16 protein-coding genes and 2 pseudogenes are annotated in these 16059 nt (G+C 63.4%); 9 read left to right on the top strand and 9 right to left on the bottom strand.

Annotation, left to right across the window (positions count from 1 at the left end; genetic code table 11):
- Positions 1–214: 214 nt before the first annotated feature.
- Genes grpE through YP76_RS01090 form a run of 3 tightly spaced genes read right to left on the bottom strand, consistent with a single transcriptional unit; the run spans position 215 to position 2369 of the window.
- Entirely contained in the window at positions 215–769 is a 555-nt protein-coding gene (grpE, locus tag YP76_RS01100; RefSeq protein ID WP_046761776.1) for a nucleotide exchange factor GrpE, read from the bottom strand.
- On the bottom strand, positions 766–1809 hold the full coding sequence (hrcA, locus tag YP76_RS01095) for a heat-inducible transcriptional repressor HrcA (protein ID WP_046761775.1): 1044 nt from the start codon (positions 1807–1809) through the stop codon (positions 766–768). Before hrcA ends, grpE begins: the two co-directional genes overlap by 4 nt.
- A 44-nt stretch (positions 1810–1853) precedes the next feature.
- Entirely contained in the window at positions 1854–2369 is a 516-nt protein-coding gene (locus tag YP76_RS01090) for a DUF6438 domain-containing protein (RefSeq protein ID WP_046761774.1), read from the bottom strand.
- A gap of 96 nt (positions 2370–2465) precedes the next feature.
- On the opposite strand from YP76_RS01090, the gene rph reads away from it, so the two are divergent.
- Both rph and rdgB read left to right on the top strand, forming a co-directional pair.
- The gene (rph, locus tag YP76_RS01085) at positions 2466–3182 is read left to right on the top strand and encodes a ribonuclease PH (RefSeq protein WP_046761773.1); all 717 of its coding nucleotides are present in this window, start codon (positions 2466–2468) and stop codon (positions 3180–3182) included.
- A gap of 1 nt (position 3183) precedes the next feature.
- Positions 3184–3813 (top strand): RdgB/HAM1 family non-canonical purine NTP pyrophosphatase, encoded by a 630-nt coding sequence (gene rdgB, locus YP76_RS01080; RefSeq protein ID WP_046761772.1) that lies wholly within the window; start codon positions 3184–3186, stop codon positions 3811–3813.
- Positions 3814–3864: 51 nt separating this feature from the next.
- On the opposite strand, the gene YP76_RS01075 is transcribed toward rdgB, so the two are convergent.
- Positions 3865–4398, bottom strand: coding sequence for a CAP domain-containing protein (locus YP76_RS01075; protein ID WP_084732996.1), 534 nt, complete (start codon positions 4396–4398; stop codon positions 3865–3867).
- A gap of 121 nt (positions 4399–4519) precedes the next feature.
- Between YP76_RS01075 and hemW the strand changes: the two genes are divergently transcribed.
- Positions 4520–5692 carry a radical SAM family heme chaperone HemW gene (hemW, locus tag YP76_RS01070; RefSeq protein ID WP_046761771.1) on the top strand — a complete coding sequence of 391 codons (1173 nt, stop codon included), beginning with the start codon at positions 4520–4522 and terminating at the stop codon, positions 5690–5692.
- 81 nt (positions 5693–5773) lie between these two features.
- Positions 5774–5878: pseudogene (locus tag YP76_RS27525) on the top strand (IS481 family transposase); the annotation flags it as partial.
- Positions 5879–5921: 43 nt separating this feature from the next.
- Here the strand turns inward: YP76_RS27525 and YP76_RS01065 are convergent.
- Positions 5922–7145 (bottom strand): IS256-like element ISSpwi2 family transposase, encoded by a 1224-nt coding sequence (locus YP76_RS01065; RefSeq protein WP_014082638.1) that lies wholly within the window; start codon positions 7143–7145, stop codon positions 5922–5924.
- A 59-nt stretch (positions 7146–7204) separates the two neighbouring features.
- Between YP76_RS01065 and YP76_RS01060 the strand changes: the two are divergent.
- A pseudogene (locus tag YP76_RS01060) lies at positions 7205–8056 on the top strand (IS481 family transposase); the annotation flags it as partial.
- Between the two features lie 293 nt (positions 8057–8349).
- Here YP76_RS01060 and YP76_RS01055 read toward each other — a convergent pair.
- The 3 genes from YP76_RS01055 to YP76_RS01045 all read right to left on the bottom strand — a co-directional run bounded on the left by YP76_RS01055 (position 8350) and on the right by YP76_RS01045 (position 10205).
- Positions 8350–8799, bottom strand: a complete 450-nt coding sequence (locus tag YP76_RS01055) for a glycine zipper 2TM domain-containing protein (RefSeq protein ID WP_046761769.1) — start codon at positions 8797–8799, stop codon at positions 8350–8352.
- A gap of 144 nt (positions 8800–8943) precedes the next feature.
- A complete protein-coding gene (gene dmeF, locus YP76_RS01050) occupies positions 8944–9936 on the bottom strand; it encodes a CDF family Co(II)/Ni(II) efflux transporter DmeF (protein WP_046761768.1) in 993 nt (330 codons plus the stop codon).
- Complete coding sequence (locus YP76_RS01045) at positions 9933–10205, bottom strand: metal/formaldehyde-sensitive transcriptional repressor (RefSeq protein WP_046761767.1); 273 nt, start codon at positions 10203–10205, stop codon at positions 9933–9935. The genes dmeF and YP76_RS01045 overlap by 4 nt, the downstream gene beginning before the upstream one ends.
- A 73-nt stretch (positions 10206–10278) precedes the next feature.
- Here YP76_RS01045 and crtY point away from each other — a divergent pair, with 73 nt between their 5' ends.
- The 4 genes from crtY (at position 10279) to YP76_RS01025 (ending at position 14612) form a co-directional block, all read left to right on the top strand.
- Complete coding sequence (crtY, locus tag YP76_RS01040; protein ID WP_084732995.1) at positions 10279–11457, top strand: lycopene beta-cyclase CrtY; 1179 nt, start codon at positions 10279–10281, stop codon at positions 11455–11457.
- A 13-nt stretch (positions 11458–11470) separates the two neighbouring features.
- On the top strand, positions 11471–12952 hold the full coding sequence (locus YP76_RS01035) for a phytoene desaturase (RefSeq protein ID WP_046761765.1): 1482 nt from the start codon (positions 11471–11473) through the stop codon (positions 12950–12952).
- Positions 12953–12966: 14 nt separating this feature from the next.
- Entirely contained in the window at positions 12967–13548 is a 582-nt protein-coding gene (locus tag YP76_RS01030; protein WP_046761764.1) for an LOG family protein, read from the top strand.
- Positions 13549–13622: 74 nt separating this feature from the next.
- Positions 13623–14612 carry a phytoene/squalene synthase family protein gene (locus YP76_RS01025; protein WP_046761763.1) on the top strand — a complete coding sequence of 330 codons (990 nt, stop codon included), beginning with the start codon at positions 13623–13625 and terminating at the stop codon, positions 14610–14612.
- 100 nt (positions 14613–14712) lie between these two features.
- Here the strand turns inward: YP76_RS01025 and YP76_RS01020 are convergent, their stop codons facing one another.
- Positions 14713–16056 (bottom strand): ammonium transporter, encoded by a 1344-nt coding sequence (locus YP76_RS01020; protein ID WP_046761762.1) that lies wholly within the window; start codon positions 16054–16056, stop codon positions 14713–14715.
- Between the last annotated feature and the right edge of the window lie 3 nt (positions 16057–16059).

The following is a 16059-nucleotide window of genomic DNA, read 5'->3' as shown; positions in this document are numbered from 1 at the left end:
TATCTCTCAACTGTTTTTCGATGTATTGAGATATATCTTAAAATCAGACCTCGTCAAGGATTACGATATATCTTTTAATATCGCTTATGACGAAAGAGCCACATGCTCCTGCGAAGGTGGCGCTGGTTCCAACGCCGGGGACGGGCTCCCGCCCAGCAAAAAGCCCGCCGGACATGGGTCCGGCGGGCCTTGTCATTTGCAACCGATGCGGTGATCAGTCGGGTTTCTTCGCCACGCTGACCAACGCCGGGCGCAGCAGCCGATCCTTGATCGTATAGCCCGCCTGCATCTCCACCAGAACCGTACCGGGTTCCGCCTCGGCGGAGGGCACTTCCATCATCGCCTGATGCTTGTTGGGGTCGAGCGGCTGGCCGACCGACACGAGTTTCTCGATGCCGTTGCGGCCGAATACGGCTTCCAGTTCACGACCGGTGGCTTCCAGGCCTGCGACCAGCCCCTTGAACTTCTCATCCTCACGCAGATCGGCTGGGATCGTCTGGAGCGCACGCCCCAGATTGTCCGCCACCGACAGCATATCGCGGGCAAAGGCCGTCGATGCATAGGCGCGCGCATCGGCCAGTTCCTTTTCCAGCCGCCGCCGTACATTCTGCATTTCCGCATGGGCGTAAAGCACGTCCTGCTTGGCGGTCGCCAGCTCATTTTCGAGAGCGGCGATCCGCTCCGCCGCCGCGTCGCCAGCCGGCGCCGCATCCTCGGGCAGTTCGTCCACAAGTTCGGTGTTTTCGATATTCTGTTTGTCTTCGCTCATCTCATCAATCTCGACAGCGTCTGCGCAGTGAAGTCCACCATGGGGATCACCCGCGCATAGTTCAAGCGCGTCGGGCCGATTACGCCGACTACGCCCACCACCCGGCCGTCACCGCCCCGGTAAGGCGCGGCTATGACCGAAGAACCCGACAGGGAAAAGAGCTTGTTTTCCGAGCCGATGAAGATTTTGGTCGCGCTGCCCGCCAGCGCGCTTTCCAGCAGCCGGGAAATCTCCTGCTTGCCTTCAAGCTGTTCGAGCAATTGCCGCACCCGTTCCAGATCGGCGGCAGTGCCGTCGTCCAGCAGATGCGCCTGACCGCGCACGATCAATACGGGCCGCTCGTCGGCATCCTGCGACCAGATCGCGATGCCGCGTTCCACCAGTTCGCGGGCCGCGCCCTGCAAGGCATGGCGCTCCCGCTCCAGTTCGCGCTGCAAGGCTTCGCCCGCTTGCGCCAGCGTCAATCCGCCAAATCTCGCCGACATGAAATTGGCCGCCTCATTCAGCATGATGGGCGTCACGCCCGGCGGCAGATCGACCACGCGATTCTCGATCGACCCGTCCTGTCCCACCAGCACCGCCAGCGCCTGCCGCTCGTTCAGCGGCACGAAACCGAACTGCCGCAGCACCGGCTCGCGTTTGGGCACCATCACGATCCCGGCGCAGGCGGACAGGCCGGACAATGCTGCGGTCGCCGCCGACAGTGCTTCCTCGATCGGTCCGCCCTCGGCAATTCCCGCCTCGATCGCGCGCCGTTCCTCCACGGAGGGCTCCGCCGCCTGCATCATGCCATCGACGAACAGCCGGAGGCCGGATTCGGTCGGCATCCGTCCCGCCGAAGTGTGCGGCGCGGCAAGCAGGCCGAGTTCCTCCAGGTCCTGCATCACGTTGCGGATGGAGGCCGGCGACAGGCTGAGGGTCGCCAGCTTGCTGATCGTGCGCGAACCGACGGGTAGCCCGGTGCCGAGATAGCTCTCGACAACCAGACGGAATACGTCGCGGGCACGCTCGTTCAGTTCGGTGATCGGTGTGACCGCCATGGCTGTTATCTAGGCAAGGCTTCGGCCGCGCTCAAGCCCATCCGTCACTTGCCCTTGGCTGGCGTCGGTTTCACCATCGCCGCGATGTCGAGCATTTTGGGGATGGAGGCGATCGTCGCCCGGAGCTTGCCATAGCCGGCGTCCATGCAGCCCGACTGGAACTCCAGGCGCGTCGGCTGCGCATCGCCGCGCGTCCATTCGATCACATAGCCCGGCATGTCGGTCGCGAAACGGGTGCAATTTTCCCCCTGACCGATGCGTTTGACCGTCCCCTGGGCAGGTCGGAACTGCAAGAGCGCCGCGCGGAAGCGGCGATATTGCAGCGGCGTCACGGTGAAACGCGTCGGTCCTGGTACGGCGGTAAAACGCTGAGGCTCGATCAGCCCGGAGCCGTCCGGCGTCACGCGCAATGTGTAGCTGGGGCAGGCGCCGAAGCAGGGGCCGGCGGAAAAGCGGATCGTGTCCCCGGCCGCCGTCGGCTTTTCCAGCTCGGCCTGCTCGGTCGCGCATGCGCCGAGCAGTGCCGTCGCTGCCAAAATCATGATCGTTTTCGTCCCCATGCCCCGTTTCCTAGCATCTTTCGCATATATCGCCACTGGCAAGACTGCACGCCTGCCGCTAAGCCGCACCCGTACAACGCTTCGGAGTAGAAATTTATGCGTCCTTCCGGCCGCGCGCCCGACCAGATGCGCGAGATCACCATGGAGCCCGGCTTCACCATCCATGCCGAGGGGAGCTGTCTGGTCAGCTTCGGTGACACACGGGTCCTTTGCACCGCGTCGATCGAGGAGAAGGTGCCGCCCTTCCTGCGTGGCAAGGGATCGGGTTGGGTCACGGCGGAATATGGCATGCTGCCCCGCGCCACCCACACGCGTGGCAGCCGGGAGGCCGCCAAGGGCAAGCAGTCGGGCCGCACCCAGGAGATCCAGCGCCTGATCGGTCGCTCGCTGCGCGCCGTGGTCGACCTCCAGAAACTGGGCGAACGTCAGATCGTCGTGGACTGCGACGTGATCCAGGCCGATGGAGGGACCCGCACCGCCGCCATTTCAGGAAGCTGGGTCGCGCTGCGCATCGCCATCGACAAGCTGCTGGCATCGGGCGCGCTGAAAGAAGACCCGATCGTGCAGAAGGTCGCCGCGATCAGTTGCGGCATCTATAACGGAACCCCCGTGCTGGACCTCGATTATGCCGAGGACAGCAATGCGGAGGCCGACGCGAACCTGATCCTGACCGGCGACGGCAAATTTGCGGAAGTGCAGGCGACCGCCGAAGGCGCTACCTATGACGAGGAAGAGCTGCTTCGCCTGCTGCGCCTCGCCCGTATCGGCTGCGCGCAGATTTTCGCGGCGCAGGACAAGGCTACGGGACGGTAAGATGAGCGACGAGTTCGGACAGGAACAGGCGATCCGCAAGCTGGGGCCGGGCAGGCTGGTGATCGCCAGCCACAATCCGGGCAAGGTGCGGGAAATCGGAGAACTGCTCGCGCCCTATGGCATAGAGACGGTCTCCGCCGCCGCGCTGGACCTGCCCGAACCCGACGAGACCGGCACCACCTTCATCGCCAATGCCGAACTGAAGGCGATGCAGGCCGCGGACCTGTCGGGCCTGCCTGCGCTCGCCGATGACAGCGGCCTGTGCGTCGAGGCGCTGAACGGCGATCCGGGCATCTTCTCCGCCCGCTGGGCCGGCGAGGGCAAGGATTTCGGCCTCGCCATGCAGTTGGTCTGGGACAATATCCAGGCCAAGGGGCCGGAGGCGGGCCATGGCGCGCATTTCATCTGCGCGCTCGCACTGGCCTGGCCGGACGGTCATGTCGAGGCGTTCGAAGGCCGCGTCGATGGCATCATCACCTGGCCGCCGCGAGGGGACAGGGGTTTCGGCTATGATCCGATCTTCCAACCGCATGGGCACGCCATCAGCTTCGGTGAGATGGCGCCGGAGAAGAAGCATGCGATGAGCCACCGCGCCGATGCCTTCGCGCAGTTGGTGGCTGCGGTTTTCTGACCATTGAAGACCTGTTCCATGCCTGCCTGCGTAGGCGCATGGTTCCGCCAATCAGCGGCCGCCACCGGCATATTGGGACGGCGTGGCATCATCCCGGTCCAGCGGGTTGCGGCCGAAGACATTCCCTGCCGGGAAATAGCGGCAGACCAGATAGTCGTAGCTCTGCCCCTCCGCCAGCGCGCAGCCGACCTTGCGCGTGCCGCGCCAGATGATCTGGGTGTAATGGCCGACATCTTCCCACCGGCCGGTGGTGCTGAGATCGGGCAAGGTGCCGTTGCGCCGGAAATAGCGCTTCTCATCCAGGAACGATCCGACCATCACCTCATAATCATAGAGGCCGCGCGATCCCATCCAGAGATTTTCGCCGCTGGGCGTGGCGCGGCTGGCGCGTGCGGAATGGCGGAAGATATTGGTCTGCGCCATCTGCGCGGCATAGCGCGCCGCATCCGCCGCCAATGCGCTGTCCCAAGCCAAGGGCGGAAGGCCCAGCGATTCGCGTTCCTCATTGTGCATGCCCAGGATGATTTCGCGCATCAGCCCGTCATCGCGATCCGCCTCCTCCATGCCGTAATAGGAGGCGGGCATAGCCGGCGGCAGGGGGCGTGGGCTTTTCGACGGCGCGGCGGCAGCCTGTCCTGCCACCGCCAGCAAAATGCCGGCCCATGCTAGCCGCGCTGGCCAAAGCCCTTTAAGAACGCCCCCACTCATGTCCGCGAACCCTTTGATCCCCGCGCCGTCAGCCACCCCCATAGCCCTATATGTGCATTGGCCATTTTGCGTTTCGAAATGTCCTTACTGCGATTTTAACAGCCATGTGCGGGCGGAGATCGATAGTGATGCATGGCGCGATGCGCTGCTGAACGATCTGGCGTATGAAGCGGGGCTGAATAGCGGGCGGCCCCTGTCGTCGATCTTCTTTGGCGGCGGCACGCCCTCGCTGATGCCGCCCCGCATCGTCGAAGCGCTGATCGACGCGGCGGCGCGCCACTGGACACCGACGCCCGATATCGAGATCACGCTCGAGGCCAATCCCAGTTCGGTCGAGGCGGCGCGCTTCGCCGATCTGGCGGCGGCGGGCGTGAATCGGGTGTCGCTCGGCCTTCAGGCGCTGGAGGATGAAGCGCTGCATTTCCTGGGCCGCGCCCATGATGTCCGCGAGGGACTCGCTGCGCTGGACGTTGCGCAGTCGGTATTCGGCCGGGTGAATTTCGACCTGATCTATGCGCGGCCCGGCCAGAGCGAGGCGGATTGGGAAACGGAACTGGCGCAAGGCTTGTCCTTCGGTACCGATCATCTCTCACTCTACCAACTCACCATCGAGCCGGGCACGCGCTTTGCGACTCTGGTGGCGCAGGGCAGGCTGATGCCCGCTGATCCGGATCATGCCGCCACCCTCTATGAACGGACGCAGGCGATGACGGCGGCGGCCGGCATCCCTGCCTATGAGATCAGCAATCATGCCCGGCCGGGCCAGGAAAGCCGCCATAACCTTACCTATTGGCGCTATGGCGACTATGCAGGCGTGGGTCCGGGCGCGCATGGGCGGCGCGGAGGATTGGCGACGCTGCGGCATAAGAAACCGGAAAATTGGATGAATGCGGTCGCCCGCAATGGACACGGGCTGCAAAGCGAGGAGCCGCTTGCTCCCGAAGACCGCGCGCGGGAGGCGCTGTTGATGGGGTTACGGTTGGGGGAAGGCGTCGATCTCGCCCGCATCGCGCGGCTGTCGGGATTGGCGGTCGAGGCTCTGGTCGATGGGAAGGCCGTCGCGCGGCTGGCGGGTCACGGTCTTGTGCGGCAATGGGGTCAGCAACTGTCCATAGGACCGGCGGGCATGTTGCTGCTGGATGCGATCCTGCCTGAGATCGTGGCGGTCTAGGCGGCTTGGATAATGGAGGTCCAGGTGTTTAGTCCCGGCATTTGATGGTGCATTATTCAGCCAAGGATGGAAGGATGCACTATGGTCCAGATTCTTCACGGGAGCGCCCGCACGACAGCGGCAGTCCGTCGAGCGATACAACATAGTCAAGAGAGCTTGAGGGTTCTGGCCAAGCGCTACGGCATCAAGGGAGTGTCAGGATTTCCGTGTGCGGGCGGGCGGTTGATCATCAGGCCGCCATGGCTCTGATGAAACGTTCGCCGAAGATCACGGCAAATTGCGCCTTCGCCATGGTCCACTCACGTGGTGGCATCTTCCACTCTTTCTCCGACCGATTCAAGATCAGATAGAGCAGCTTGGTGGCGGCCTCGTCGCTGGGGAAGTGTCCCCTGGCCCTGACAGCCCGCCTGAGCTTCGAGTTCAAAGCTTCGATCGCGTTCGTGGTGTAGATGATCCGGCGGACCTCGTCGGGGAACGCAAAAAACGGGATCACCTCGCCCCAGGCGCGCCGCCAGCTCTGGCCGATGGCGGGATAGCGCTGCCCCCAAGGGCCAGCCTCAAATGCCGTCAGCGCCTTTTCGGCGGCATCCGCGTCGGTGGCACGGTAAATCTCCTTAAGCGCGCTGGCGAGGTTCTTGCGGTCCTTCCAGGAGACGAAGTCCATCGAGTTGCGCAGCAGGTGAACGATGCAGGTCTGGACGATCGCATCGGGGAACACTGCGGTGATCGCATCGGGAAAGCCCTTCAGGCCGTCAACGACGGCCAGCAGGATGTCTTCGACGCCACGGTTGCGAAGCTCGTTCATCACCCGAAGCCAGAACTTGGCACCCTCATTCTGCTCGAGCCACAGGCCGAGCACCTCCTTTGCGCCGTCGGCGCGGACGCCCAGCGCAATGTGGATCGCCTTGTTGCGCACCATGCCCTCGTCGCGGATCTTGACCCGGATCGCGTCGAAGAAGACCAGTGGGTAAACCGGATCGAGCGGCCGCTGCTGCCAAGTGGCGACCTCATCGAGCACGGCGTCGGTCACCGTGCTGATCAAATCGGGTGAGACGTCGATGCCGTAAAGATCGTGCAGGTGCCTGGTGATCTCGCGGGTGCTCATGCCGCGCGCGTACATCGACACGATCTTGTCGTCGAAGCCGGGAAAGCGGCGTTGATACTTGGCGATCAACTGCGGGTCGAAGCTCGACTGGCGATCGCGCGGTACGTCGATCGCCAACTTGCCGGTGTCGGTCATTACCGTCTTCCGACCGTAGCCGTTGCGCATGTTGCCGGCGCCGTCTTCGCCAGCGAGGTGGTGATCCATCTCCGCATTCAGGGCACGCTCTGTCAGCGCCTTCTTCAGCGAATCGAGCAGACCGCCCTGCTCGAAGGCGGCACTGGCAGCGCCGCCCGCCAAAAGCTGATCGAGAAGCTCATTCGGTATGGCAGGCTCTTTGCGTCGAGACATAGTGGGACTCCCTTTTTACCCATTATGCCCGCCCGCACACGGAAATCCTGACAGTCCCCGGCATCAACCAAAAGACCGTCGCCAAATGGAAGAAGCGCACGGCAACCCAAGACCTGCCTGCCGGCCCGAAGGATGTTCATTCGACGATATTGAGCATCGAGGATGAAGCGATCATCGTCGCCTTTCGCAAGCACACGCTGCTGCCGCTGGACGACTGCCTCTATGCCTTGCAGGCGACGATCCCACATCTGACCCGCTCATCCCTGCATCGCTGCTTACAACGGCACGGCATCAGCCGCCTGCCCGAGGTGACGGGCGACAAGGAGCCCAAGCGCAAGTTCAAGTCCTACCCGATCGGCTACTTCCACATCGACATCGCCGAGGTGCAGACCGCCGAGGGCAAGCTGCGTCTCTTCGTGGCGATCGACCGAACCAGCAAGTTCGCCTTTGTCGAACTGCACAAGGAGGCTGGCAAGATGATCGCTGCCCAGTTCTTGAGGAACCTGATCGCTGCCGTGCCCTATGTCATCCACACCGTGCTCACCGATAATGGCATCCAGTTCACCAACCAGGCCCGCCACAAATACGCCTTCCACCACATCTTCGACCGGATCTGTGACGAGCACAACATCGAGCACCGACTCACCAAGATCAAACACCCGTGGACTAACGGCCAGGTCGAAAGAATGAACCGGACCATCAAGGAAGCCACGGTCAAGCGCTACCATTACGACAGCCATGCCCAACTGACCGCACACCTCAGCGACTTCATCAACGCCTATAATTACGGCAGACGGCTGAAGACCCTGCGCGGCCTCACGCCCTACGAATACATCTGCAAATGCTGGGCAACCGAGCCTGAACGATTTATCCTCAATCCGCACCATCAAATGCCCAGACTAAACACATAGAGCATCGTGCGCAAAAGTGGGCACCGGTTTTGCGCTTAAAACGATGCGACAACGAAAGCTTAGAGCGTGCGGCTTGCGTATGATTTAACGCAGTGCGCTTAGCGCCTGAAAAAAAGGAGCCCCGGTGCAAGGGGCACCGGGGCTGCTCAGGGATTGTTCCGGCGAGGGGGAGGGAGAGCCGGAACGACCCCAACATAGAAGCCGATAATTCAGTTTCAAGATGCTACGGAGAAAAACTCCGCCGGGTGCACGAAACGGCGCCTCATTCGACGCGCCGCTCCTATTCACCCATCTTAGCGACAGTCGCCCCGCTCCACCTCTCGTCCGGCCAGTGCACCCGCGCCAGCGCCCAGGATCAGGCCCGTCGTGCTTGGCCGGTTCCAACGGCCGCCGCGGCCAATCTCGCGACCCAGCAGGCCGCCCAGCACACCACCCACCACGGCGCCCGTGGTGCCTGACGAACAACTGGTATAGCGGGGACGATAGCGCGGGCGTTCGCGGACATAATCCTCGCGATATTCGACCGGCCGCCGATCATAGTCGCGATAGCGGTCACCCCGATCATAATAGCCCCGATCATGGTAGTCGTCGCTGCGATAGGTTTCGCTGCGATAATAGCTGCCATCATCGCCTTCATAACGTTCGCTATAATGGTAATTGCCCTGCGCCAGCGCGGGCGATGCCGTAAAGCCCAGCACGGCGGCTCCGGCGATCGAAACGGTTGCAATCATTGTCCTGAACATGGCGACCTCCACCAACCCTTTGTGATCGGGTACATGCACAGTGGCGCATGACGGCTGCCTGAATAGCGCGGTTAACCATCGTTCAGAAAAATCGGGTGATCGCGCAACACCGCCGATCCAGCCGGAAACGGGCCGTTTTTTCGGTCAGACCGTTTCGACGGTGACATGTTCCATCCGGGGCAGGGCATTGACCGCCTGCCGCACCGCCGCGACATCGGCACCCGGCGCCAGGCTGAGGATCGCCGCATGGGCATGCGGCCCGACCCGCCAGACGTGCAGGTCGCGCAGGACGGCCCCTTCGGCCTCGGCCAACGCCTTGATCCGCGCCATCAATGCGGGCTCCGCTGTGTCGAGCAGGATTGCGGAGGTGTCCTTCATCAACCCCCAAGCCCATTGCGCGATCACCGCGGAGCCGAGCAGGCCGACCGCGGGGTCCATCCACCACCATCCCATATAGCGTCCGGCCAGCAGGGCGATGATCGCCAGTACTGATGTCAGCGCGTCGGTCAGCACATGTACGTAGGCGGCGCGCAGATTATTGTCGGCATGACCCTTTCCATGGGCATGGGCGTGCGCATGATCGTGGCTATGGTCGTGCCCCAGCATCAGCGCGCTGATGAGATTGATGACCAGCCCCAACACCGCGACCGAGGCCGCTTCCCCGAAGGCAACAGACACCGGCTGGAACAGGCGCGTGGCCGATTCGACCGCGATGAACAATGCCGTGAAGGCGAGGATCAGCGCGGAGGCGAAACCGGACAGGTCGCCCACCTTCCCCGTGCCGAACGTATAGCGCGGATTGCGGGCGTGGCGCTTGGCATAGTTATAGGCCGCAGCGGCCACCGCCATCGCCCCGGCATGGGTCGCCATATGGAATCCATCGGCCAGCAGCGCCATCGATCCGGTCAGCCAACCGAAGACGATCTCCACCACCATGGTCGCCGCCGTCAGCCAGAGGACCCATATGGTCCGCCGCGCATTCTGGTCATGGCCGGCGGTCAGATAGATATGGTCGAAATAATGGCTTTCCTCGCCATCGCCATTGGTGAATGCAGGCGGCAGGTCGTGATGATGATCATGATCATGATGGTCCTGCGCATCATGATGATGCCCATAAGAATCGCCGTGCATGCTCATTTCCCATATCGCCGGATCAGCGCCAGCATTTCTTCCGCCGCCGCTTCCCGGGCGTCATCGCTGATGCCCGGCCGCGCGACATGTTCGCGCATATGCTGCTCGATCAATTCGTCCATCAGGCTGCCGACAGCGCCACGGACGGAAGCGACCAGTTGAAGGGTTTCCGAACAGCCGGCATCACCCGCCAATTGCCGCTCCACGGCGCCGATCTGTCCAGCGATCCGCCGCACCCGCGCCAACAGCTTGTCCCGATCCGCGATGATATGCATAGGATACCCCCCTATACTATATATCGAACGAAAACAATCCGTGCATTTCCGCTCCGCATTCCTACAAGGACGGATGGCGACCATGACCGATTGCGATGAAATCCCGGCTTATGATCTTGCGATAGTGGGCGGCGGATTGGCCGGCAGCCTCATCGCGCTCGCCTTTGCCGCGCGCCGTCCCGACATTTCCCTATGTCTGCTGGAAGAGGCGGATCGACTGGGGGGCAATCATGTCTGGTCTTTTTTCGACGGCGATGTGGATGCCGAAGACCGCTGGCTGGTCGAACCCTTGATCTCTCGTCGCTGGGCGGAGGGGCATGAGGTCCGTTTCCCCGGCCACGGCCGCCGACTCTCCACGCCCTATAACAGCATCACCTCGGTACAGCTTGACACCCATGCCCGCACGGTTCTGGGCGATGCCGTCCAGATCGGTGCACAGGCCGTCCGTTTGACGCCGACCGCCGTCACCCTGTCCGACGGTCGCACCATTGCTGCCCGGGCGGTCCTCGACGTGAGGGGAGGGGGCGATCTCTCGGCCCTGCGTTGCGGCTGGCAGAAGTTCGTCGGCCAGACCCTGCGGCTGGATGCGCCGCATGGCCTTGCCTGTCCTGTCATCATGGATGCCGGGGTGGAGCAGTTGGACGGTTATCGCTTCATGTATCTTCTGCCCTGGGGCGAGCGGACCCTGTTCGTGGAAGATACTTATTATAGTGACGCGCCCGATCTGGACGTTCCTGCCGTCAGCGCCAGGATCGCCGCCTATGCGCGCGCGCAGGGATGGCGGGTCGATGAAATCGTCCATAGTGAAAGCGGTGTCCTTCCCGTCGTCCATGGCGGCGATTTCGACCGCTTCTGGCCGAAGGATGACCCCGTCGCACGGGCAGGCGCGAGGGCGGCGATGTTCCATCCCATGACCGGCTATTCCTTGCCCGACGCGGTTCGTTTTGCACTCCGCCTGGTCGACGCCTGGTCGATGGAAGGGGCGCTGCTGGCACAAGTGACGCGTGAATGGGCGGTGGCCCATTGGCGGCAGGGCCGCTATTACCGGTTGCTGGGACGCATGCTGTTCGGCGCCGCGCGTCCTGACCAGCGCTGGCGCATTTTCGAGCGTTTTTATCGGCTTGATCCTTCCCTGATCGGCCGCTTCTATGGTGGGCGCTCGACGCGCGGCGATCGCATCCGCATCTTGTGCGGGCGGCCCCCGGTGCCCATAAGGGGCGCCATGCGAGCACTTCTGAGCCCTCCCGCCTGATGCCCAGACCCCGATGAACCGAAAAGCGATCATTATCGGTGCTGGCTTTGGCGGGCTTGCGCTCGCCATTCGTCTGCAATCCGCCGGAATCGATACCACGCTGGTCGAGGCACGCGACCGGCCGGGTGGGCGTGCCTATATGTGGGAAAAGGATGGCTTCGTCTTCGACGCGGGGCCGACCGTCATCACCGATCCCGATTGCCTGGGCGAACTGTGGCGCTTGTCCGGCCATGACATGGCGGAGGATGTCGACCTTGTGCCGGTGTCGCCCTTCTACCGGCTCAACTGGCGCGACGGGACGAATTTCGACTATTCCAACGACGAAGCCGCGCTGCGCGCCCAGATCGCCAGACTCAATCCCGAGGATGTGGTGGGCTATGAAAGCTTTCTCGACTATGCCGATGGCGTCTATCAGGAAGGGTATCGCAAGCTTGGTTCGGTCGCCTTCCTGGACTTTGCCTCCATGGTCCGCGCCGCGCCCGCGCTGGCGAAGCACCAGGCCTGGCGTTCGGTCTATTCGGTCGTTTCCTCCCATGTGAAGAATGAGAAGCTGCGGCAGGCACTCTCCTTCCACACGCTGCTGGTCGGCGGCAATCCTATGCAGACCAGTTCGATCTATGCCCTGATCCATAAGCTGGAAAAGGATGGCGGCGTCTGGTTCGCGAAGGGCGGCACCAACCGGCTGGTGCAGGCGATGGCGACGCATTTCGAGCGGCTGGGGGGGACACTGCGGCTGGCCGATCCGGTGGTGCAGATCGAAACCTATGGCGACCGGGCCGTCGCCGTCCGCACCGCCTCGGGCTGGCGCGGGGAGGCGGATGCCGTCGCCTCCAACGCCGATCTGATGCACAGCTATCGCGACCTGATCGGCCATCATCCGCGCGGGGAGAAACAGGCCGAAAAGCTCGCCCGCAAGCGCTGGTCGCCCAGCTTGTTCGTGTTGCATTTCGGGATCAAGGGGAGTTGGCCGGGCATCCCACACCATATGATCCTGTTCGGCCCGCGTTATGAAGGGCTGCTGACCGACATTTACGATCATGGCGTGCTGCCGCAGGATTTTTCGCTTTATCTGCACCATCCGACCGTGACCGATCCGTCGATGGCGCCCGATGGCCATTCGACCTTCTACGCGCTGGCGCCCGTGCCGCACATGGGCAAGCTGCCGATCGATTGGGACCAGTTCGCGCCGGTCTATGCCGAGCGTATCCTCGACGAGATCCAGCATCGCCTGATCCCCGACATCCGATCGCGCATCGTGACGCAATTCCATTATGCCCCGCCCGATTTCCGCCACGACCTGTCGGCGCATCTGGGCAGTGCCTTCAGCCTGGAGCCTTTGCTGACCCAGAGCGCCTGGTTCCGTGCCCATAATCGCGACGATGTCATCCCCAACCTCTATCTGGTGGGGGCGGGCACGCATCCCGGCGCAGGCATTCCCGGCGTGGTCGGCAGTGCGAAGGCGACCGCGGCGCTGATGCTGGAAGATCTGGTTTAACGAACGCAGGATTTATGAAGAGACTGGCTGTCTATTGCGGCTCGGCGACCCCGGCCGATCCCTTTTATGTCGAGGCTGCCCGCCATGTCGGGCGCGTCCTGGCCGATCGCGGCATTGGCGTCGTTTATGGTGGCGGTCGCCTGGGACTGATGGGCGCGGTAGCGGATGCCGCGCTGGAAGCGGGTGGGGAAGTCATCGGCGTCATCCCCGATGCGCTGGTCGGCGCCGAAGTCGCCCATCGCGGTTGCACGGAACTGCACGTCGTCCAGACCATGCACCAGCGCAAACAGCTTTTCACCGATCTGTCCGACGGCTTCGTCACCCTGCCGGGTGGCGTCGGCACGATGGATGAGTTGTGGGAGGCGATAAGCTGGGCGCAGCTTGGCTATCATGGCAAGCCGGTGGGACTGTTGAACGTCGCGGGCTTCTACGATCAGCTCATATCGTTCAACCAGCATATGGTGGAGGCCGGCTTCATCCGCGCTCAGCACGCCAATATCCTGATCCACGCCAATGCGATCGAAGCACTGCTCGACAGAATGGCCGCCTATCAGCCCCATGAAACCATCTTCGGGATGAAAGCCGACCGCCTCTGACGGTGCCTTTTCGGTTGCGTCGCGGTGAGGCAAGTGACTCGACGCGGGAGGCGAGGGAGGGCATGTCCCAATCCATGGACTTTACCCACCCCGCCCCATCCCCTTCCGCAAATGGGAAGGGCGCCGCCGATCGTTCCACCCTTATCGCCCAGGCCCGCGACAGCATTGTGCGGGGTTCCAAATCCTTTGCCCTCGCCTCCCGATTGTTCGACCGCGCAACTCGCGAACGCGCCTGGCTGCTCTACGCCTGGTGCCGCAAATGCGACGACATCGCCGATGGCCAGGACCATGGCGGCACCATGCACGGCGTGGCCGATGGCCAGGCGCGCCTTTCCACCATCCGCGTCCTCACCAGTGCGGCGCTCCGCGGTGAACCCACCGGCGACCCCGCTTTCGACGGCTTCGGCCTGGTCATGCGCGAATGTGCGATCCCGGAACGCTACGCCCATGACCTGATCGAGGGCTTTGCCCTTGACGCCCGCGAATGGCGCCCCCGCAGCGAAGCGGACATGCTGCGCTATTGTTACCACGTCGCTGGCACGGTCGGCTGCATGATGGCGATCCTGATGGGCGTCGATTCGGGCGACGAAGCCACGCTCGACCGCGCCTGCGATCTGGGCCTCGCTTTCCAGCTCGCCAACATCGCCCGCGACATCAGCGAGGATGAGGCCGCCGACCGCTGCTACCTGCCGGAAGAATGGCTGGTCGAAATGGATATCCCGCCCGGCGAGCATATGAAGCCCTGGGTCCGCCCCCGCCTTGCGATTCTCGCGCGCCGCCTGGCCGACATGGCCGCCGCTTATGAGGAGAGCGCGCGGCATGGCACAGGCGCCTTGCCGCCCCGCTCCGCCTGGGCCGTACTGGCGGCGGCAGGCATTTACGGCGACATCGCCCGGAAGGTGGCGCGGAAAGGCGAGCATGCCTGGGATCATCGCGTGACGACGGAAAAAAGCGAAAAGCTCGGCTGGGTTCTGCGCGCCGGTCTCCAGGTCGCGGGCCGCGGCCGTCGCTGGCCCGCCGAAACGCTACGCCTGGACACGCTCTGGAGCCGTTCGCGAACCTAAAAAAAAGGACCGATACTTTCGTACCGGTCCCGAGTGATGTTCGCAGGAGGAACAAGGTGGGGCGGGCGGGCCGTCCTTATCGGCCCGCCCTGCCGATTTCTTACGGGTTGTAGGCGCGTTCGCCATGCTCGCCGAGGTCGAGACCTTCCAGTTCGACCTCCTTGCTGACGCGCAGGCCAGTGACCGCCTTGGCGATGAAGATGGCGATGACGGTGCCGATCGATGCCCAGACGATGGTGGTCAGGACCGCTTCGATCTGCACGATCAGCTTGGCACCCATGTCATAGTCCGCGGCGCCCGGGCCGCCCAGCGAGGGCGAGTAGACGATGGCGGTGCCGATGGCGCCGATCATGCCGCCGATGCCGTGGATGCCGAAGGCGTCCAGCGAGTCGTCATAGCCGAGCTTCGGCTTGAGGACGGTGACGGCGTAGAAGCAGACGATCGAAGCGACGGCACCCAGGACGATCGCACCGAACGGGCCGGAATTGCCGGCAGCCGGGGTGACGGCGACCAGGCCGGCGATGATGCCCGAGCAGAAGCCCAGGGCCGAACCCTTGTGACCGTTGATGCGTTCGGCAAGCATCCAGAACAGACCGGCCGAAGCGGTGGCGACGAAGGTGTTGATCATCGCGAGAGCAGCCGAGCCATTGGCTTCCAGCGCCGAACCGGCGTTGAAGCCGAACCAGCCGACCCACAGCAGGCCGGTGCCGACGCCCGTCAGCGTCAGGCTGTGCGGCGGCATCGGCTCCTTGGGGAAGCCCACGCGCTTGCCCAGGATGAGGCATGCGACCAGCGCCGAGACACCGGCGTTGATGTGGACCACGGTGCCGCCCGCGAAGTCGAGCGCGCCGGCCTTGAAGAACAGGCCGCTCGCCGCCCACACCATGTGCGCGACAGGGAAGTAGACGATGGTCAGCCAGATGGCGGCGAATACCATCACGGCCGAGAATTTGATGCGCTCGACCACCGAACCCAGCACCAGCGCCACGGTGATCGCGGCAAAGGTCATCTGGAAGCTGACGAACACATATTCGGGGATCTCGACGCCCGCAGTGAAGGTCGCCGCCTGCGAAGCGGGCGTGATGCCCTTCAGGAAGGCCTTGTCAAAGGTCGAGATGAAGTTGCTGAGGCCGCTGGTATAATCCGGGCCAAAGGCCATGGAATAGCCGTACATCACCCAGATCAGCATGGCGAGGCATGCCACGGCGCCGATCTGCGTCATCACCGACAGCATGTTCTTGGTACGGACCAGGCCACCGTAGAACAGCGCCAGGCCCGGCAGGATCATCGCCAGCACCAGGATGGTGGAGGTCATCATCCAGGCCGTATCGCCCTTGTCGACGGTGGCCGCGGGCGCGGCGGCCTGTGCCCAGGCGGGCATCGCAGCGAAGAGCGACAGGCCGATGGCCCCCGCGACGCCGCAAAGCTTCTTGGAAAAGGTCATTAA

The sequence above is a fragment of the Sphingobium chungbukense genome (assembly GCF_001005725.1).
Classification (GTDB): domain Bacteria; phylum Pseudomonadota; class Alphaproteobacteria; order Sphingomonadales; family Sphingomonadaceae; genus Sphingobium; species Sphingobium chungbukense.
Note: the sequence above shows the minus strand (reverse complement) of the source record. Positions and strands in the feature narration are given on the sequence as shown.